Annotated in this window: 17 protein-coding genes and 1 tRNA gene; 12 read left to right on the plus strand and 6 right to left on the minus strand. The window is 69.0% G+C overall.

All coding sequences use genetic code 11. From position 1 onward, the window contains the following. Positions 1-54: 54 nt before the first annotated feature. On the plus strand, positions 55-957 hold the full coding sequence (locus tag ACEN2M_RS17735) for a 1,4-dihydroxy-2-naphthoate polyprenyltransferase (RefSeq protein ID WP_441649481.1): 903 nt from the start codon (positions 55-57) through the stop codon (positions 955-957). Between the two features lie 45 nt (positions 958-1,002). Here ACEN2M_RS17735 and ACEN2M_RS17740 read toward each other — a convergent pair whose 3' ends face one another. After that, a complete protein-coding gene (locus ACEN2M_RS17740; RefSeq protein WP_441649463.1) occupies positions 1,003-1,293 on the minus strand; it encodes a DUF4229 domain-containing protein in 291 nt (96 codons plus the stop codon). A 70-nt stretch (positions 1,294-1,363) separates the two neighbouring features. On the opposite strand from ACEN2M_RS17740, the gene ACEN2M_RS17745 reads away from it, so the two are divergent. From ACEN2M_RS17745 to ACEN2M_RS17755, 3 genes are all read left to right on the plus strand, one after another. Continuing rightward, positions 1,364-1,801 carry a PLD nuclease N-terminal domain-containing protein gene (locus tag ACEN2M_RS17745; protein ID WP_441649464.1) on the plus strand — a complete coding sequence of 146 codons (438 nt, stop codon included), beginning with the start codon at positions 1,364-1,366 and terminating at the stop codon, positions 1,799-1,801. Next, positions 1,794-3,566 (plus strand): 2-succinyl-5-enolpyruvyl-6-hydroxy-3-cyclohexene-1-carboxylic-acid synthase, encoded by a 1,773-nt coding sequence (gene menD, locus ACEN2M_RS17750; RefSeq protein ID WP_441649465.1) that lies wholly within the window; start codon positions 1,794-1,796, stop codon positions 3,564-3,566. The genes ACEN2M_RS17745 and menD overlap by 8 nt, the downstream gene beginning before the upstream one ends. A gap of 163 nt (positions 3,567-3,729) precedes the next feature. Continuing rightward, on the plus strand, positions 3,730-4,038 hold the full coding sequence (locus ACEN2M_RS17755; RefSeq protein ID WP_441649466.1) for a hypothetical protein: 309 nt from the start codon (positions 3,730-3,732) through the stop codon (positions 4,036-4,038). Positions 4,039-4,240: 202 nt separating this feature from the next. Here ACEN2M_RS17755 and ACEN2M_RS17760 read toward each other — a convergent pair whose 3' ends face one another. Further along, positions 4,241-5,473, minus strand: coding sequence for an isochorismate synthase (locus ACEN2M_RS17760; RefSeq protein ID WP_441649467.1), 1,233 nt, complete (start codon positions 5,471-5,473; stop codon positions 4,241-4,243). 63 nt (positions 5,474-5,536) lie between these two features. Here ACEN2M_RS17760 and ACEN2M_RS17765 point away from each other — a divergent pair, with 63 nt between their 5' ends. From ACEN2M_RS17765 to ACEN2M_RS17780, 4 genes are read left to right on the plus strand one after another with little or no spacing between them, the layout of a single operon-like run. Next, positions 5,537-6,262 (plus strand): class I SAM-dependent methyltransferase, encoded by a 726-nt coding sequence (locus ACEN2M_RS17765; protein ID WP_441649468.1) that lies wholly within the window; start codon positions 5,537-5,539, stop codon positions 6,260-6,262. A 31-nt stretch (positions 6,263-6,293) separates the two neighbouring features. Further along, complete coding sequence (locus ACEN2M_RS17770; RefSeq protein WP_441649469.1) at positions 6,294-7,364, plus strand: polyprenyl synthetase family protein; 1,071 nt, start codon at positions 6,294-6,296, stop codon at positions 7,362-7,364. A 10-nt stretch (positions 7,365-7,374) separates the two neighbouring features. Beyond that, positions 7,375-8,772 carry an FAD-dependent oxidoreductase gene (locus tag ACEN2M_RS17775; RefSeq protein WP_441649470.1) on the plus strand — a complete coding sequence of 466 codons (1,398 nt, stop codon included), beginning with the start codon at positions 7,375-7,377 and terminating at the stop codon, positions 8,770-8,772. A 16-nt stretch (positions 8,773-8,788) separates the two neighbouring features. Then, complete coding sequence (locus ACEN2M_RS17780; RefSeq protein ID WP_441649471.1) at positions 8,789-9,784, plus strand: alpha/beta hydrolase; 996 nt, start codon at positions 8,789-8,791, stop codon at positions 9,782-9,784. Between the two features lie 13 nt (positions 9,785-9,797). Here the strand turns inward: ACEN2M_RS17780 and ACEN2M_RS17785 are convergent, their stop codons facing one another. Further along, on the minus strand, positions 9,798-10,286 hold the full coding sequence (locus ACEN2M_RS17785) for a YajQ family cyclic di-GMP-binding protein (protein ID WP_441649472.1): 489 nt from the start codon (positions 10,284-10,286) through the stop codon (positions 9,798-9,800). A 55-nt stretch (positions 10,287-10,341) separates the two neighbouring features. Next, complete coding sequence (locus ACEN2M_RS17790) at positions 10,342-11,358, minus strand: LacI family DNA-binding transcriptional regulator (RefSeq protein WP_441649473.1); 1,017 nt, start codon at positions 11,356-11,358, stop codon at positions 10,342-10,344. A gap of 156 nt (positions 11,359-11,514) precedes the next feature. Between ACEN2M_RS17790 and ACEN2M_RS17795 the strand changes: the two genes are divergently transcribed. From ACEN2M_RS17795 to ACEN2M_RS17805, 3 genes are all read left to right on the plus strand, one after another. Then, positions 11,515-11,596: transfer RNA gene (locus tag ACEN2M_RS17795), tRNA-Tyr, on the plus strand. Positions 11,597-11,729: 133 nt separating this feature from the next. After that, a complete protein-coding gene (locus tag ACEN2M_RS17800) occupies positions 11,730-12,563 on the plus strand; it encodes an inositol monophosphatase family protein (protein WP_441649474.1) in 834 nt (277 codons plus the stop codon). A 245-nt stretch (positions 12,564-12,808) separates the two neighbouring features. Continuing rightward, entirely contained in the window at positions 12,809-14,155 is a 1,347-nt protein-coding gene (locus ACEN2M_RS17805; RefSeq protein ID WP_441649475.1) for a M23 family metallopeptidase, read from the plus strand. A gap of 130 nt (positions 14,156-14,285) precedes the next feature. Here the strand turns inward: ACEN2M_RS17805 and ACEN2M_RS17810 are convergent, their stop codons facing one another. Then, entirely contained in the window at positions 14,286-15,047 is a 762-nt protein-coding gene (locus tag ACEN2M_RS17810; protein WP_441649476.1) for a GTP pyrophosphokinase, read from the minus strand. A gap of 143 nt (positions 15,048-15,190) precedes the next feature. Next, positions 15,191-16,861, minus strand: a complete 1,671-nt coding sequence (locus ACEN2M_RS17815; protein WP_441649477.1) for a glycoside hydrolase family 13 protein — start codon at positions 16,859-16,861, stop codon at positions 15,191-15,193. A gap of 174 nt (positions 16,862-17,035) precedes the next feature. Here ACEN2M_RS17815 and ACEN2M_RS17820 point away from each other — a divergent pair, with 174 nt between their 5' ends. Further along, a complete protein-coding gene (locus tag ACEN2M_RS17820) occupies positions 17,036-18,268 on the plus strand; it encodes a sugar ABC transporter substrate-binding protein (protein ID WP_441649478.1) in 1,233 nt (410 codons plus the stop codon). Positions 18,269-18,381: the final 113 nt, after the last annotated feature.

The raw sequence follows: 18,381 nt of genomic DNA on the forward strand, positions 1-18,381 counted from the left end.
GCCGGGCGCAAGAACCCGGCAAGATCGGGCAACCCGGCCCGGAAGAACGGTTCATTGACCGGACCCGCCCGCACCGGACCGGCCGGTGTCGGTGACTGGATTTCCGGCGCGCGCCTGCGCACCCTGCCGCTGGCCGTCGCGCCGGTGGCACTGGGAACCGGAGCGGCCGTCGTGGCCGGCGGCGCCGGCGAGTTCCACTGGGTGCGCGCGCTGCTCGCCCTGGTGGTGGCGGTCAGCCTGCAGATCGGCGTGAACTACGCGAACGACTATTCCGACGGCATCCGCGGCACCGACAATCACCGGGTCGGCCCGGCCCGCCTCACCGGCGGGGGAGCCGCGAAACCCCGCACCGTGCTCACCGTGGCGTTGGCGTTCTTCGGCATCGCCGCCGTCGCAGGCCTGGTGCTCGTGATCGTGAGCCAGTTCTGGTGGCTGCTCGCCGTGGGTGCCCTGGCCATCGTGGCGGCCTGGTTCTACACCGGCGGCAAGAAGCCGTACGGCTACCTGGGTCTGGGCGAGCTCTTCGTGTTCGTCTTCTTCGGCCTGGTCGCCACCGTCGGCACCACCTACGTGCAGGTGGGCACCGTCAACCTGGAGAGCTGGCTGAGCGCCGTGGGCATCGGCCTGATCGCCTGCGCGGTGCTGATGGTGAACAACCTCCGCGACATCAAGCCGGACAAGGTTGCAGGCAAGCGCACCCTCGCCGTCTGGATCGGCGCCCGCGCGTCCCGGGTGGTGTTCTGCGTCTTCCTGCTCGTGCCGTTCGCCATCGCGGGATTCTTCGCGCTGTTCTACCCGCTGGCCTGGCTCACCTTCTTCGTGTTGCTGTTGGCACTGCCGGCCTGCCTGATCGTGGCCACGGCGAAGACGGCGAAGGAACTGATCCTGGCGCTCAAGCTCACCAGCATGGCGGCGCTGCTCTACGGCATCCTGCTGGGTCTGGCCTTCGCGCTGTAGCGCCCGGCCTGCCGGCGCCGCCCGGGCGGCCGGCCTAGGGATGAGTCAGCTCGGGTCGGTGCTGCGGCCGGCCTCGGCACGGTCCACCGCGGCGTCTTCAGAGTCGGCGTCCGGGTGCACGGGCTCCTTCTCGCGGTGCCGCACCTCGTAGAGGCCGCGGGCCACGGTGTCGCGCGGGGCGCGTAGGAAGATGTAGGACAGGCAGAGGCCGATGACCGCCGCAAGCAGTGCCGCCAACCAACCCTCGATGCCCAGCAGCAGCAGGATCACGAAGGGCACGGTGAACGTGAGGACCCGGAGCACGGTGAACACCAACCACGCTGGAACAGCTTTCATACCTGCAGCTTAAACCGTGCCGCTGAGAGTACTCACCGATCTCTCGGCTGACCGGCCTACAATTGGCAGCATGTTCCGCCTGTTGTTCGGCCTCGGAGTCGTCGTCGTCATTCTCACCGTCTATGCGGCGGTGGATTGTGCGGTGTTCGACCGCAATCGTATTCGTGGAATACCTCGGTGGGCGTGGATCCTGGTGATCATCCTGCTGCCCGTGATCGGCCCAGTCCTGTGGCTGCTGATCGGTCGCGGCCGCCGCAGCGCCGCCGCCGCCGCGGGCGGCCGGGTCACCCGGTCGATGGCTCCGGACGACGACCCCGACTTCCTGCGCGGCCTGGACCGCGTGAAAGACCAGGACCAGCGCATCCGCGATCTCGAGCAGGAACTGGCCGACTTCGACAAGATGGACCCGCCGGCCGACGATTCGCCGTCCCGCCCCGGCACCGCCGGATTCGACCCCAAGAAGACCGAACCCGGTGAGGGCGACCAGCCGGGCCGACGGGATGCCTGAAACCTCCGCGGACACCGGATCGATCACACCGCCTGACCTGGCCGCCGTGCGCCAGGTCGCCCCCAGCGGCAGCCCCGCCACCGACTTCAGCGTGGCGTTGCTCACCGAATTCGTGCACCTCGGCGTGCGCGACATCGTGCTGAGCCCGGGCTCACGGTCGCAGGCGCTGGCCTTGGCCGCCACGGAATTCGAGCGTCTCGGCCTGCTCCGGCTGCACGTGCGCATCGACGAGCGCGGCGCGGGGTTCATCGCGCTCGGACTCGCCATCGAGAGCGGGCAGCCCGCCCTCGTGGCCTGCACCTCCGGCACCGCGGTGGCCAACCTGCACCCGGCCGTGCTCGAGGCCCACCACTCCAACGTGCCGATGATCCTGCTCACGGCCGACCGGCCGGCCGAGCTGCGGGGCATCCGCTCGAACCAGACCACCGTGCAGCCGGGCATCTTCGCCGGGGCCGTGCGCCTCTGCGAAGACGTCGCCGCGCCCGACGGGTCCACGGGGGAACCCGAGGCCGCACACGCACTGGCCCGGCTCGCCTACGAGGCGGCGACGGGCAGCCAGACGCTCAACCCTGGACCTGTGCACCTCAACCTGGCGTTCCGTGAACCGCTGTCGGCCGCTGTCGAGCTCGTCGCCGGCGCCCCCGACGGGTCACGGCCCGGGCGGGCGGATGCGGCGGCCGCCATCGTCGACGCCGCACCATCGTTGCCGTTGTCACCCGGGCCCCGCACCGTGGTCGTCGCCGGCGCGGGCGCCGGGCCCGCCGCCGAGCAACTCGCCCGCACCGCCGGCTGGCCGCTGATCGCCGAGGTGTCCAGCGGCTCCAGGTTCGGCCCCAACCTTGTCGTGGCCTACCGCGACCTGCTTGGAGAGCCCGACTTCGGCGGCCAGGTGCAGCGCGTGATCGTGTTCGGCCACCCCACCCTGAGCCGGGAGGTTCCGGCGCTGGTGCTGCGGGAGAACGTGGAGACCATCGTCGTGGCCCCGACCGGCGCCGAGTGGTACAACCCCGGGCACCGAGTGGCCCGGTTCGTGCGTGCCGTCGCCGCCACCGACGAGGCCATCGCGGTCGCGAGCACCCGCGAGGCCAGGGCCTGGGCGGGCCGCTGGGTGATGGCGAGCCGCGGCATCCTGGCCCAGGACACCCAGCTCGACGCTCCGGCCTTCGGCGCCCACGGCATGACAAAAGCCGAGTTCGCCGCGATGAAGGCGCCGGTCACCCGGGCGATCCTCGCCGATGCCGTCTGGCGGGCCTCCTGGCCGCACGACCGCCTGGTGCTCGGCGCCTCGCGGCTGATCCGGGAGCTGGACGCCCGGGTGACCGGCAAGAAGATTCCCGTACACGCCAACCGCGGTCTGGCCGGCATCGACGGCACCATCGCCACGGCGCTGGGTATCGCGCTGGCCAGCCAGGCGGGCGCGCATCCGCTCTCGACGGGCACCACTCGGCTGCTCGTCGGCGACGTCACCCTGCTGCACGACGCCGGCTCCCTGCTGATCCCGCCCGGAGAGGTGCGGCCGCGGCTGCAGGTGATTGTGGGCAACGACGGCGGCGGCACCATCTTCGACGGCCTCGAGGTGGCGGCCACGGCCGCTCCATCAGCCATCGACAGGGTGCTCTTCACTCCCCAGCAGGTGAACCTCGAGGCCCTCGCCGCTGCCTACGGCTGGGACTACGCGCAGGCGGCCACCCGCAGCGCCCTGGAGAGCGCCCTGACCGCCCCGGCGGCCCGCCCGATGCTGCTCGAAGTCCCCCTGGCCCGCTGACCGCCGGGTCTTGCCCAACTGTTGCCGGTGCGGACAATTGCACCCGGCGCACCAGGTGCATATGTCCGAAGCGGTAACAGTCGCGGGCAGGTCGGGCGGCGGGTGTTTGGTACCGTTGCTCTCGTTCCGTGCGACTCCCGCGGGAACGGCCAAGGAGCGCGTCATGCCCGGTAGAACCGCATCATCAGCACCCGCCGCCTCTCCGCCGGCCAGGGTCAAGGCCGACCCGCTCGCCCTGTCCGCCATGATCGTCGGCATCGTCGCGTTCCTCGGCGGCTGGCTGCCCGTGCTCGGCCTGATCCTCGGTGCCGCCGGGGTGATCCTCGGCCTGCTGGCCAAACGGCGCTCCAACCGCCCCGAACTCGGCCTGACCGCTCTGATCCTCTCGATCCTCGCGGTGCTGACCAATATCGTGGTCGACGTGATCGTGGTTGTCCTCATCGTGACCCAGGCCAACAACCTGCCCGGGTAGGCCCGCGTGCGCGGGCGCCCGCGCTGAGCATCCGCCAACTGTTTCTGAAGCGGACATTTGGGCCCGGTGCGCCGGACGCACATGTCCGCTTCGGGAACAGTAGGGGCGCCGGGACGGAACCCGAGCGTCGCGCGACCGCGACCGCGGGCGTGGCGCCGGCTGCCCTGGCGTGCGACCGGGGCGGGCGGGGCCGGGCGGGCTGTTAGCCGAAGGCCTCGACCATCGGGCGGAACTTCATCTTCGTCTCGGCCAGCTCGCGGTCGGGGTCCGAGTCCAGCACGATGCCGCAGCCGGCATACGCGGTGACGTCGCCGGTGGGGGTCACCTGCGCGCAGCGCAGCGCGATGGCCCACTCGCCGTCGCCGTCCGCGCCCACCCAGCCCACCGGACCGGCGTAGCGGCCGCGGTCGAAGGGCTCCAGTTCGCGGATGAGCGCCAGCGCGTCTTGCGTGGGGGTGCCGGCCACCGCCGCGGTCGGGTGCATCGCCGCGATCAGGTCCAGGGAGGTGGATCCGTCGCTCAGGGTGCCCTCGACGTCGGTGGCCAGATGCCAGAGGTTGGGCAGCTTCACCGTGAACGGGATCTCGCTCGTGGTGAGCACCGAGGTGTGCGGGCGGAGCGCGGCGAGCACACTCTGCACGGCGAATTCGTGTTCGTCGCCGTCCTTGCTCGACGTCGCCAGCGCGAGGGCGGCCTCGAGGTCGGCCGCGGCATCCGCCCCGCGGGAAATGGTGCCGGCGAGCACTCGGGCGTTCACCTCGTTGTGGTCGGCGCGGATGAGGGTCTCCGGGCTGGAGCCGACCAGGCCGTCGACGGCGTAGGTCCAGCAGTCCGGGTAGCCCAGGGCCAGTTCGCTCAACAGACGGCGCAGGTCGGACTCCGCGGGCAGCCGGCCGACGAGGTCGCGCGCGAGCACCACCTTGCTGAGGTCCTGGGCGCCGATGTGCGCCACCGCGGCGGTGACGGCGTCCCGGTAGCCGGCCGGCTTGAGCGCGCCGGGCAGCAGCGAGATGCGGTATTCGTCGCCGAGGGCGTGCATCGTCAGCGGGATCTGGGGGGCGGTCTGGCCCGTGGGCCAGATGCGGGTGACCCAGCACTGGCCGTCCTCGCGGCCCACGATCACCTCGGGCACGATCAGCACGCTGGTCTGGTTGGACGAGTCGTCGAAGGCGAAGGTACCGAAGGCCAGCAGCCCGGTGCCGGTGCGCGTCAGCGGGTCGGTCACCGTGGCGGCCGCGACGACGTCCCGCCAGGCGGCGGCGGCATCCGTCATGCGGGTGGGCCCGGAGAACTCGAGGCGCAGGGCCGTGCCGATGCCGGCGAGGCCCTGGTTGCGGCGCATCCACAGCAGCGGCTGACGCTCATCCAGGAGCAGGATCAGCTGGCGAATGTCGGCAATCGGGGAGGTCTCAACCGTTAGAGCTGGCGCATTCACTTGTCTAGCCTACGCCCGCGCCCGCGGATAGCCGGGCCGCGCGCCGCAATCTAGACTGGACCGGTGAGTAGAGCAGATCTTAATAAGCAGCCCGCGCAGGTCGCCGCCATGTTCGATTTGGTCTCGACCCACTATGACCGCACCAATGCGCTGTTGTCGGTGGGCAACGCCTCACTGTGGCGCGTCGCCACCACGAAGGCCGTCAACCCGAAGCGGGGCGAGCGGATCCTCGACATCGCCGCCGGCACCGGAACCTCCAGTGTCGCGCTCGCGCACACCGGCGCCCACGTCGTGGCCGCCGACTTCTCCGAGGGCATGATCAAGGTCGGCCGCGAACGCCACGGCGACAACCCGAACGTCGAGTTCGTGCAGGCGGATGCCACCAAGCTGCCCTTCAAGGACGGCGAGTTCGACGCCGTGACCATCTCGTTCGGCCTGCGCAACGTGGTGGAGCCCAAGAAGGCCATCGCCGAGTTCTACCGGGTGACCAAGCCCGGCGGCCGCGTGGTCATCTGCGAGTTCTCCACTCCGCCGTTCACGCCGATCCGGCTGGGCTACTTCGCTTACCTCAACCACGTGATGCCGCGCATCGTGAAGCTGGCCTCGTCCAACGCCGAGGCCTACGACTACCTGGGCGAATCCATCGCCGCCTGGCCGAACCAGCCCACCCTGAGTGCCTGGTTGCGCGACGCTGGATACGATGCCGTCGCGTACCGCAACCTCACTGTCGGTATCGTGGCTCTGCACCGTGGAATCAAGACCGCTGGTGCCCCCGTTCCAACTTCCTGAAACTCCCAGATCCGATCGTTAGGCTGACAGAGTGAAATTGACCGCCCCCGTGGCCCGCCGGAGCCCGTCGGTAACGTCGCAGCTGGGCCTGAGCGATCGAATCTTCTCCACCTCCGCCGACCGCGGGCTCGCTGCCAGCATCGACACCGGCCTGGAAGAGGTGACGACGACCCTGCTCGGCGAACTCGTTTTCGCCGACGAGATCGCCGCTGTCACCAGCCGGTACCTGCTCGACGCCGGCGGCAAGCGGGTGCGCCCGATGCTCGCCCTGCTCACCTCGCACCTCGGCGACGGCACCGTCCCCGATGTCATCAGGGCCGCCGCCGCGATCGAGATCACCCACCTCGCCTCGCTGTACCACGACGACGTCATGGACGACGCCGAGAAGCGCCGCGGCGTGCCCAGCGCCCAGGTGGTCTGGGGCAACTCCATCGCCATCCTCGCCGGCGACCTGCTCTTCTCCCGCGCCAACCAGCTGATGGGCCGGCTCGGCGAACGCGCGGTGCGCCTGCAGGGCGACACCTTCGAGCGCCTGGTCCTCGGCCAGCTGCACGAAACGGTGGGGCCCAAGGAGGGCGAGGACCCCGTCGAGCACTACATCCAGGTGCTCGCCGACAAGACCGGCTCACTGATCGCCGCCGCCGCCCAGGCCGGCATCATTTTCTCCAACGCGCCCACCGAGTTCGAGGATCCCGTCGTGCTGTTCGGCGAGCGGATCGGTGTCGCCTTCCAGATCATCGACGATGTGCTCGACCTGTCGCCCCAGCCCGAGGAGACCGGCAAGGTGCCCGGCACCGACCTGCGCGCCGGTGTCGCCACCCTGCCGCTGCTGCGCCTGCGTGAGCGGGCCGCCACGGATGCGCGCGCCGCGGATCTCGCCGCCCGCCTCGAGGCCGATGTGATGAACAGCAACGGTGTGGCCACCGAGGCCGCCGACTCCGCCATCGCGGCGCTTCGCGAACACGACGTGACCACCCAGACCCTCGCGGAGGCCCACGGTTGGGCCCGTGATGCCGTCGACGCCCTCGAGCCCCTGCCGCAAGGCTCGGTCAAGAAGGCGCTCACCCGCTTCGCCGAGACCATCGTCGAGCGATCCAGCTAGAAAGGCTTCCATGACCAAGTTGCGATTGGCCATAGTCGGTGCGGGCCCCGCCGGCATCTACGCCGCAGACATCCTCCTGAAGGCGGAGCGGAACTTCGATGTTTCGATCGACCTTTTCGACCACCTGCCGGCCCCGTACGGTCTGGTCCGTTACGGCGTCGCGCCGGACCACCCCCGCATCAAGGGCATCATCAACGCGCTCCGCGATGTTCTCGACCGCGGCGACATCCGCCTGTTCGGCAACGTGCGCTTCGGCACCGACATCACCCTGGACGACCTGAAGAAGCACTACAACGCCGTGATCTTCGCCACCGGCGCCGTGCACGACGCCGACCTGGCCATTCCGGGCATCGAGCTGGAGGGCTCCTACGGCGCCGCCCGCTTCGTGAGCTGGTTCGACGGCCACCCCGACGTGCCCCGCACCTGGCCGCTCGAGGCTGCGTCCGTGGCCGTGATCGGCAACGGCAACGTCGCCCTCGACGTGTCCCGGATGCTCGCCAAGCACGCCGACGACCTGCTGCCCACCGAGATCCCCGCCAACGTCTACGAGGGCCTCAAGGCCTCCCCGGTGACCGATGTGCATGTGTTCGGACGCCGTGGCCCCACCTCGGTCAAGTTCACGCCGCTGGAACTGCGGGAGCTCGGCGAACTCAACGACGTGGACATCATCGTGCACGACGAGGACTTCGACTACGACGATGCCGCCCGCGCCGCGGTGGCGAGCAACAAGCAGGTCTTCGTGATCGACAAGGTGCTCAACCAGTGGCGGAAGCGCGAGACCGGCACGGCCTCTCGGCGCCTGCACCTGCACTTCTTCGCCCGCCCGGTGGAGGTCACCGACGACGGCAACGGCCATGTCGGCGGCTTCAGGTACGAACGCACCGCACCGGATGGCCACGGCGGCGTCGTGGGTACCGGCGAGATCCGCGAGGTGCCGATCCAGGCCATCTACCGGGCTGTCGGTTACTACGGCTCCGCGCTGCCGGGCATTCCGTTCGACAAGAAGCGCGGCGTGATCCCCAACCGTGAGGGCCAGGTTCTCTGGAAGGGCGAACCGGGATTCGAGTCCAGCACCGCCAGCCAGCAGATGTACGGTGTCTACGCCACCGGCTGGATCAAGCGCGGACCGGTGGGCCTGATCGGGCACACCAAGTCCGATGCCATGGAGACCGTGCGGCACCTGATCAACGACGTGGGCAACTGGTGGCGCCCCGAATCGCCCGCTGAAGACAGCATCCTCGACCTGCTCGACGAACGCGGAGTGTTGTACACCAACCTGGACGGCTGGCACCTGCTCGACCAGCACGAGCTGGCGCTCGGCGCCGAGAACGGCCGTGTGCGGGTCAAGGTCGTTCCCCGGCACGAGATGGTGGCCATTTCGCGCCCCCAGGTTCCCGCCGAACTCTGAACGTCCAGGGGGGACCATGGGGGAGCTTGACTGGCGCGAGGACCTGCTGGGGGAGCGCTTCCAGCAGGCCACGCTGCCACTCGGCAGCGACGGTGAAGGCGATGTCGTCGCCACGCTGGTGCGCTTCCGGCCGCCGCTGACCGACCTGGTCTCACCGTTCGCCCCGGCGCACGGCACCGACGTGCTCTACCTGCACGGATGGTCGGACTACTTCTTTCAGACCGGCCTCGCCGAGCGCTGGCACGGCCTGGGCGCCCGGTTCTACGCCCTCGACCTGCGTAAGTACGGCCGCAGCCTGCGCGAGCATCAGACGCCCGGCTACGTGGCCGACCTGGCGACCTACGACGCCGATATTGAAGCGGCCCTCACCGCGATGGGCCACGGCGAAGACGCCGAACGGCCGTCACGGAGGCGTCTGGTGCTGATGGGCCACTCCACCGGCGGCCTCACCCTGAGCCTGTGGGCGGCCAGGCACCCGGGCCGGGCGCAGGCCCTGGTGCTGAACAGCCCCTGGCTGGAGTTTCAGACCGGCGGCGTCGGGAGGGCCTTCCTCACACCTTTGGTGCAGCTGGGCGCCCGCGTGCAGCCGCTGGGCACCCTGCCGCAGGTGGACCTGGGCTTCTACAGCCGTTCGGTCTCGGCCGACTTCGGCGGTGAATGGTCCTACGAGCCGCGCTGGCGTCCGGCGCGCGGCTTCCCGGCGCACCGGGCCTGGCTGAACGCCGTGATCGAGGGCCACGCCGCCGTGGCGGCCGGGCTGGGCATCGACGTGCCCATTCTCACCTTGCTGTCGGCGCGGTCGACGATCCTGCCGCGGTGGAGCGACCAGATGCGCCACACCGACAGCGTGCTGGTGGTCGACGACATCGCCAGGGCCGCCGTGCGGCTCGGATCCACGGTGACCGTCGCCCGCATCGAGGGGGCGCTGCACGACGTGGTTCTCTCCGCCACCGCCCCGCGGGAGGTGGCCTACGCCGCCCTCACCCGCTGGCTGAGCGCATACGCGCCCTGACTCCGGCCGTCGGTCAGCGGAAGTTGACGAACTGCAGGGCCACGTCGAGGTCCTTGCCCTTGAGCAGGGCCATGGTGGACTGCAGATCGTCGCGGCTCTTCGAGGAGACGCGGAGCTCGTCGCCCTGGATCTGGCTCTTGACGCCCTTGGGGCCCTCGTCGCGGATGATCTTGTTGATCTTCTTGGCGTTCTCCTGGTCGATGCCGGCCTTCATGCTGGCCTCGATGCGGTACTCCTTGCCCGAGGCGTACGGTTCGCCGGCGTCGAGGCTGCGCAGCGAGATGCCGCGCTTGATCAGTTTCGACTCGAACACCTCGAGGATCGCCTTGACGCGTTCCTCGGTATTGGCCTTCATGAGCACCTTCTCGCCGCTCATCTCGATGGACGCCCCGACGTTCTTGAAGTCGTAGCGCTGAACCACCTCTTTGTGAGCCTGGTTGAGCGCGTTGTCGATCTCCATGGGGTCGACCTTGCTGACGATGTCGAACGTTGAATCTGCCATGTCAGCCATGTTACCGAGAAGGGCGGGATGCCGCCCATCGGCAAGTTCCCCGGCGTCAGTCGCCGGGGCGCGCCGTGCTCGAGCGCACGATGAGCTCGAAGGGCATCGGGGTGTTCAACGCCGCCTGGTCGTGCTGGCCTGGGTGCAGCTGATCCATCAGGATCTCCACGGCCTTGGCCCCCTGGCCCTGCGGGAACTGCGCGATGGTGCTCAGGCCGAAGAAATCGGCCAGCTCGTGGTCGTCGATGCCGATCACCGAGACGTCACGGGGCACGACCAGGCCCAGGTCGCGGGCGGCCAGGATGCTGCCGATCGCCATTTCGTCGGACGCGGCGAAGATCGCTGTCGGGCGGTCGTGCGGGCTGCCCAACAGTTGCTTGGCGGCCTGGTAACCGCCGCGGATGGTGAAGTCGGCCGGTTGGAACAGCTCGGGAGCCTGGCCGATGCCCGCGGCCTCCAGGGCGGCCTCGTAGCCGAAACGCCGGTTGGTGGGCAGGTGGAAGTCGAGGTCGAAGTCCTTGTTGCCGCCGATGTGGGCAATGCGGGTGTGGCCGAGGGCCAGCAGGTGCTCGGTGGCGAGCCTGGCCACGGCAACGTCGTCGATGGTGAGGGTGCGCACGCCCTCGATGGGACCGCCGACGCCGACCAGGGGCTTGCCCAGGGCGTGCAGCCTGGCCACCTCGCTCTCGGTGAGTTCGAGGGAGATCGCGATCACGGCATCCACCCGCTGGCGCAGCAGGAAGTGCTCAAAGACGCTGCGGCGTTCGTCGCCGCCGCCGGTGAGGTTGTACAGGGTGAGGTCGTAGCCGTTGTGCAACAGCTCCTTCTGCGCGCCCTCGACGACGCTGGAGAAGAACCAGCGGTTGAGGAACGGCACAACGACGCCGATATTCTTCATGCGCCCCGAGGCCAGGCTGGACGCGTTCGAAGACACCACATAGCCCAGCTCGAGCGCCGCGGCCTTGACCTTGAGCCTGGTCGCGGGCGACACGTGGCCGTTGCCGCTCAGGGCGCGCGAAACCGTGGCTGTGGAGACGCCCGCGCGGCGGGCGACCTCATCGATGCCGACCATTCGGGTTCCTTACCGGCGTGCAAGAAGGGGTACGCAGTGATCATATCCACCGGTTTGGGCACCGGCCGCCGGGGCTGATTTCGCACTTGGGCCCTTCGGCTTGTATTCTGTCTGAGCGTCTCCGGTCACGTGGCTACATATGGCCGGGTATGCACTGGCGAGTTACCCAAGCGGCCAAAGGGATCTGACTGTAAATCAGACGGCGTAGCCTTCGTGAGTTCGAATCTCGCACTCGCCACAGCAAGAATGGGGCAGTACCGCATCACCAGCACCAGCAGAAACGCGCCGGACTCCGGCGCGTTTCTCTCGTTAACCCTCCTGTCGCCTCTTCGGACCTGACGCCGGTCGGCGCCCTGGCGTACCGTGGGCGGATGACCACTCCCACCTCGACCGAACTGCTCACCCTCGCCCGGCAGACCGCCGTGACGGCCGGAGAGCTGGCCAGGCGCCGGCGCGCGGAGGGGGTGGAGATCGCGGCGTCGAAGTCGTCTCCCGAAGACGTGGTGACTCTCGCGGATCGGGAGACCGAGGCGCTCATCCGCGGCCTGCTCGCGGATGCGCGGCCGAACGACGGCTTCTACGGCGAGGAGTCCACCGCCACCACGGGCACCTCAGGTCTCACCTGGGTGGTCGACCCCATCGACGGCACCGTCAATTACCTCTACGGCATCCCGTTCTACGCCGTGAGCATCGCCGTGGTGGAGGGCGACGCCGACCCGGCCACCTGGAGCGCCTTGGCCGGAGCCGTGCGAAACCCGGCCATCGACGAACTCTTCTCGGCGCGGGCCGGCGGCGGCGCCGAGCTGAACGGGCGACGCCTGCAGGTGCCCGGCGGGGTGCCGCTGTCGCTGGCCATGTTCGGCACCGGATTCTCCTATGACTCTGCGCGCCGCACCCGTCAGGCGCAGGTTCTGCACGGGCTCATCCACCGGGTGCGCGACGTGCGGAGGATGGGCGCCGCGTCGCTGGACCTGTGCTCGGTCGCCGCCGGCCGGCTCGACCTCTATTACGAACGCGGACTGCACCCCTGGGACCACGCCGCCGGCGCTCTGGTCGCCGCCGAGGCCGGGGCCAAGGTGGGCGCGTTCGGCGACGACCGTGAAGGCCTCAGCCTTCTCATCGCCGCCGCTCCCGACCTTTACGCCGCCGCCGAGCCTTTGCTCGCGAAACTTTTCGAGCAATTTATGGCGGATGACGACATTTAGCAATCGGGGGCCCGTCGCCGGTACTTTCACCGCGACATGCCGGGCCAGACGCCGGATTCGCTATCACGCCGAGCTGCTCCCGCGCATCCTCCACAGGGTGGGGAGTACCCCGTTTTCGGGTGTGATTCGACAACATCAAATGGCGATTTCGCGCCTCGCAAGCTAGCCTTTATCTATTCGTTACTTTGGCTCGGGTCACACCACGAGCCATTAGTCCTGTAAATCGCGCCGAAAGTACCCTCCCTTTGTCACGTCACGCCCCGTTGTCGGATGCCTCCGCACCCGACTCCAGTGACCCCTCACAGAGCGAGCTCGGCTGGCACAATTCGAACGAACCGACCGGTGAAACCGTCGCGCCGCCGCGCGCGCTCACCCGTCGCGAGCAGCGCGAGCTCGAGCGCCGTGCGACGCTCCCCGCTGAGGGGTCGCCGGTAGCCGAGACCGTCGATCGCGAAACCCCCGACTTTGTTGTCGTCGCAGACGAAGAATCCGAGCGTGCAGCTGAGCTGTCGCCCGAGGCGCACCGCCTGGTCGGTGCCGAGCTGGCCGAACCCCACCTCGAGGCCGTCGTCATCAAGGAACGCGACCTGGCCCTGCCCGCCGAGCCGGCCTACGAGCAGATTCCGACCGACGTCTCGCCGAACACCACGACCACCACCATCATCCTGCCGTCCCGCGCGGCCCTGCGAGCCCAGCTGCGCGCCGAACAGGCCAGCGACGAGCCAACGCCCGCCGCCGCGCCGGCAGCAGCCTCAGCGGCCCCCACGGAGCCTGCCGAGCCCGAGCGCACGCTGCCCGACTTCGTGCCGCGCACCCGGGCGCTGCCGGCCTCCGCGAAGCGCGGTTCGGCATCGACCCGCTCCGGCCACCACCGCATGCGCGTGCTTGCTACCAAGGGCGGCTCGATCATTGCGATGTCCCTCGTCGCCCTGATGGCCGTCGCCACCTCTGTTCCCGCCGATGCGCTGCTGTCTTCGAGTGACGTGCAGGCGGCGGCCCTCGAGGCCAAGAAGCCCACGAACGGCAACGAGCCGGCCCAGGTCATCAACCTGGCCAACGGCGCCGACACCATCACGGTGGAGCAGGACAGCTACCAGTCGCAGTCCATCGCCGAGGTCGCGGCCGCGAGCGGCATCCGCATGGAAGACAGCTTCAGCAACAACCCGAACGGCACCATCCAGTGGCCGTTTGCGGTCGGCGTGCACGTGGGCGACCAGTTCGGCTACCGCAACTGCGCGGGCTGCTCGGTCAACCACGGCGGCCAGGACTTCAACCCCGGACTCGGTGCGCCCATCCAGGCGATCGCCGACGGTGTGGTCAGCTACACCGAAGACGGCGAGGCCAGCCTCGGCGTGCACATGGTCATCGACCACATGATCGACGGCGAACTGGTCTCCAGCGTCTACGCGCACATGATCCACGGTTCGATGCTCCTGAAGACCGGAGACGTCGTGAAGGTCGGCCAGGTCATCGGCCAGGTCGGATCCACCGGAATGTCAACGGGCCCGCACCTGCACTTCGAGATCCGCATCGGCGGGCTCAAGGGCACCAAGGTCGATCCCCTCGCCTGGCTCTACGCCAACACCAACTAGCCCGGCCTTCCGAGCCCGAGCGGCTCTGGCCGCGTAGTGCCGCCCTCGCGTGAGGAGTACCGCGAAAGCGCTCGTGTGGCTGCTTCGGGGGCACCGAAGCGACCAGAACGCCGCTCTCGCGAGCTCAGGGTCAGACGGCTTTGTCGAGGAAGGCCTCGAGGAGCGACCGGGGGAGCGGGAACGGCGCCAGGCCGTCTGCGCCATGCGGGGATTGCTGGGCGGTACGGGCCGTCACAGCCTCCGAGGTCTCGCCCAGCGACACCACCTGGTCGTGCAGACGCTCCATGTCGATGTCGAGCCGGTTGGCCACGTCGGCGGCCTGCTTGAGTTCCCCGACCAGCGCGGCCGGAACCGCGCCGTCGTACTTGTAGAAGATCTTGTGCTCCAGGCTGGCCCAGAAGTCCATGGCGACGGTGCGGATCTGCACCTCGACCGTGACGGGCTGCACCCGGTCGGACATGAAGACCGGGATCGCCACGATCAGGTGCAGGCTCTTGTAGCCGTTCGGCTTGGGGTTCTTGATGTAGTCCTTGACCTGCAGCACGGTGATGTCCCGCTGACTGGTCAGCATCTCCAGCACCCGGTAGGTGTCCGAGATGAAGCTGCAGGTGATGCGGATACCCGCGATGTCCTGGATGTTCTCACGGATGCCCTCGAGATTGAGGGGGTAGCCCTTGCGGTTGGCCTTCTTGAGGATCCCCTCCGGCGACTTCAGCCGATGGCTGACGTGTTCGATCGGGGAGTAGTCGTGGATGGCGCTGAACTCTTCCTTGAGGATGTTGACCTTGGTCATCATCTCGTCGGTCGCGAACTTGTACGACATCATGAACCGGGTGAGCTCGGTGCGGATCGCCTGGAGGTCGGTCGGCCAATCGACGTCCTGGTCGGTCACGGAATGCTCCTTGCTGGAAAATGGCCCCGCGGAAGGCTAGGGCCACCTAGAGTCTGTCACCCCCTGCGCCCGACTCGCTGGGAGCGAGGTGGGAGAGCAGGGGGTGCAGGGGTGCAGCGCAGGGGCGCGGCGCAGGGCGGGTGTCAGCCCCGCAGCCAGGCCGTCGTGTCGCCGGGCAGGGTGCGCCCGATGAGGGGTTCGCTGCTCAGCAGCACCTCACCGGCCGGCAGTTCCACGGGCTGGTCGCCGGTGTTGGCCACCACGGTGACATTCCCGTTGCGGAATACGAGCACATCCGCGGCGGGGGAGGGCTGCCAGTCCACCGAGCCCAGGCCGAGGGCGTGCTCCCGGCGGAGGGCCAGTGCGAGGGTGTACAGCTCCAGCGTGGAGCCGGGCACACCCTGCTGGGCGTCGCGGGCCAGACCGGCCCATTCGGCCGGCTGCGGCAGCCAGCTGGCGGCGGTCGGGCCGAAACCGTACGACGGTTCGGCGGCCTCCCACGGGATGGGCACGCGGCAACCGTCGCGGCCGTAGCGTTCGCCGTTGGTGCGGAACCAGGTGGGGTCCTCGCGGGAGGCGTCCGGCAGGTGGACGACCTCGGGCAGGCCGAGTTCCTCACCCTGGTAGATGTAGCTGGAACCGGGCAGCGCGAGCATCAGCGCGGAGGCCGCGCGGGCCCGGCGAAGGCCGTCGGCGGTGTCGGGCAGGCCGACGGTGTTCGGGCCGATGCCGTGGCCCTGGAGGTTGTCGGCCGTGAGGGCCAACCGGGTGGCGTGGCGCACCACGTCGTGGTTGGAGAGCACCCAGGTACTCGGGGCGCCCACGGCGCTGAACGCGGCGAGGGAGTCGTCGATCACGCGGCGCAGCGGCTCGGCGTGCCACGGGGTCTCCAGGTAGGCGAAGTTGAACGCCTGGTGCATCTCGTCAGAGCGCACCCACTGGGCCACCCGCTCCAGCGGGTCGACCCAGGCCTCGGCGGCCAGGATGCGGTCGCCTTCGTACTCGTCGAGCACGAGCCGCCAGTCGCGGTAGATGTCGTGCACACCGTCTTGGGCCCAGTACGGGGCGCCGGCCACGGGCTCAGCCACGACGCCGGGTTCGAGCGCCGTTGTCGCGCCGCCCATGCTGCCGCCGTCCGCGGGAGGCGTGTAGTCGGGCAGGCCCTTGGCCTTGATCATGCCGTGGGCGACGTCCACCCGGAAGCCGTCGACGCCGCGGTCGAGCCAGAACCGGAGCACGTCGCGGAATTCGGCGCGCACCCACTCGTTGTCCCAGTCGAAGTCGGGCTGGGTGGTGTCGAAGAGGTGCAGGTACCACTGGCCAGGGGTCCCGTCGGGATCGACGGTGCGGGTCCAGGCGTTGCCGCCGAACACGGACTCCCAATTGTTCGGGGGCAGTTCGCCGTTCTCGCCCAGTCCGTCGCGGAAGATGTAGTGCCCGCGCTCCTCGCTGCCGGGACCGGCGGCCAACGCGGCCTGGAACCAGGGGTGGTCGCTGGAGGAGTGGTTCGGCACGATGTCCACGATCACCCGGATGCCGAGGGCGTGTGCGGCCGCCTGCATGGAGTCGTAGTCGGCGAGGGTGCCGAACAGCGGGTCGACGTCGCAGTAGTCGGAGACGTCGTAGCCGGCGTCACGCTGGGGCGACCGGTAGAAGGGCGACAACCAGATGGCATCCACCCCCAGCTCGGCCAGCTGCGGCAACCGCGACTGGATGCCCGCGAGGTCGCCCATGCCGTCGCCGTTCGCGTCAGCGAACGACCGTGGGTAGATCTGATAAATAACGGCTGTACGCCACCACTCTGTGCCTGTCATGACGGACAGACTACGGCATTTTCGGGTGACTGCAAGCGCTTCCACAAATCTGCCGGGCAAATGGTGCCGGTTATCTCCGGATAACCAGACTCCGGGGTTGCCATTCGCCGAAATGGCAGGTATACATGTAACCGCTTGCACTAAACGTCAATGTTGATTATGAAAGGCACACCAATGATGGTGAAGAAGAATGGCCTGCGCGCCGCCGGCGCGTTAGCCGTCGCCGCATCCCTGGCCCTGGCCGGATGCTCGGCAGGATCCGAATCCGGCGGCAGCACGTCGGATGCCGATTCCAGCACACTGACCGTGTGGGTGGACGCCGACCGCGCCGCCGTGCTGAAGGACGCTGCTGCGGCCTTCACCAAGGAGTCCGGCGTCAAGGTGAAGCTGGTCCAGAAGGACTTCGCGAAGATCCAGGAAGAGTTCATCGCCCAGGTGCCCACCGGCAAGGGTCCGGACATCACCGTCGCGGCGCACGACTGGCTCGGCAACTTCGTGAGCAACGGCGTGGTCCAGCCCGTCGAGCTCGGTGACACCGCGGCCGACTACCAGCAGGTCGCCGTCACCGCCATGAGTTATGAGGGCAAGACCTACGGCGTGCCGTACTCGATCGAGAACATCGCCCTGCTGCGCAACACCGCGCTCGCGGCGACCGCCCCGGCCACCTTCGACGACATGACCGCCGCCGGCATCGCCGCCGGCACCGAGTTCCCGTACCTCGTGCAGATCGGCCCCGAAGCCGACCCGTACCACCTGTACCCGTTCCAGACCTCTTTCGGCGCCCCGGTCTTCGGCACCAACGCCGACGGCAGCTACAACCCCGAGGACCTCACCGTCGGCAACGCCGGCGGAGAGGCCTTCGCCACGTGGCTCGCCGCCGAGGGTGCCGCAGGCCGCATGAGCGTGAACCTCACCGGCGACATCGCCAAGGAGAAGTTCTACGCCGGCGCCTCACCGTTCCTCCTCACCGGACCGTGGAACGTGCCGGACGCCGTGGCTGCCGGCATCGACGTGTCCGTCGACGCCGTGCCGTCTGCCGGCGGCCAGGCCGCTCAGCCTTTCGTGGGTGTCGCGGGTTTCATGGTGAGCGCCAAGACCAAGAACGCCATCGCCGCGAACGAGTTCCTGGTGAACTACATCGGCAGCGAAGACGTGCAGACCGCGCTCTATGAGGTCGGCGGCCGCCCGCCGGCACTGATCGCCGCGTTCGAGGCCGCCAGCTCCGACCCGATCACCGCCGGTTTCGGTGCCGTCGGCGCCACCGCCGTGCCGATGCCCAACATCCCGCAGATGGGCAAGGTCTGGCAGTTCTGGGGCGTGACCGAGGCCGCGATCATCAGCAACCAGGGTGACCCCGTTCAGCTGTGGCAGAAGATGACCGCGGACATCGCGGCCGCCATCGAGTAACCCGCACGTTCCGGGTGCGGGGGGGAACCCCCGACCCGGCACGCCCCCCCCCCCCCCCCCCCCCCCCCCCCCCCCCCCCCCCCCCCCCCCCCCCCCCCAAAAAAAAAAACACC

It is taken from the genome of Cryobacterium sp. W22_MBD10_FK3 (assembly GCF_052113745.1).
Lineage (GTDB): Bacteria > Actinomycetota > Actinomycetes > Actinomycetales > Microbacteriaceae > Cryobacterium.

Coding starts and splice junctions, on each gene's coding strand:
- ACEN2M_RS17740 (WP_441649463.1), bottom strand. CDS start 1,293: ATGAAAGCTGTTCCAGCGTGGTTGGTGTTCACCGTGCTCCGGGTCCTC.
- ACEN2M_RS17745 (WP_441649464.1), top strand. CDS start 1,364: ATGTTCCGCCTGTTGTTCGGCCTCGGAGTCGTCGTCGTCATTCTCACC.
- menD (WP_441649465.1), top strand. CDS start 1,794: ATGCCTGAAACCTCCGCGGACACCGGATCGATCACACCGCCTGACCTG.
- ACEN2M_RS17755 (WP_441649466.1), top strand. CDS start 3,730: ATGCCCGGTAGAACCGCATCATCAGCACCCGCCGCCTCTCCGCCGGCC.
- ACEN2M_RS17775 (WP_441649470.1), top strand. CDS start 7,375: ATGACCAAGTTGCGATTGGCCATAGTCGGTGCGGGCCCCGCCGGCATC.
- ACEN2M_RS17780 (WP_441649471.1), top strand. CDS start 8,789: ATGGGGGAGCTTGACTGGCGCGAGGACCTGCTGGGGGAGCGCTTCCAG.
- ACEN2M_RS17785 (WP_441649472.1), bottom strand. CDS start 10,286: ATGGCAGATTCAACGTTCGACATCGTCAGCAAGGTCGACCCCATGGAG.
- ACEN2M_RS17790 (WP_441649473.1), bottom strand. CDS start 11,358: ATGGTCGGCATCGATGAGGTCGCCCGCCGCGCGGGCGTCTCCACAGCC.
- ACEN2M_RS17800 (WP_441649474.1), top strand. CDS start 11,730: ATGACCACTCCCACCTCGACCGAACTGCTCACCCTCGCCCGGCAGACC.
- ACEN2M_RS17815 (WP_441649477.1), bottom strand. CDS start 16,861: ATGACAGGCACAGAGTGGTGGCGTACAGCCGTTATTTATCAGATCTAC.
- ACEN2M_RS17820 (WP_441649478.1), top strand. CDS start 17,036: ATGATGGTGAAGAAGAATGGCCTGCGCGCCGCCGGCGCGTTAGCCGTC.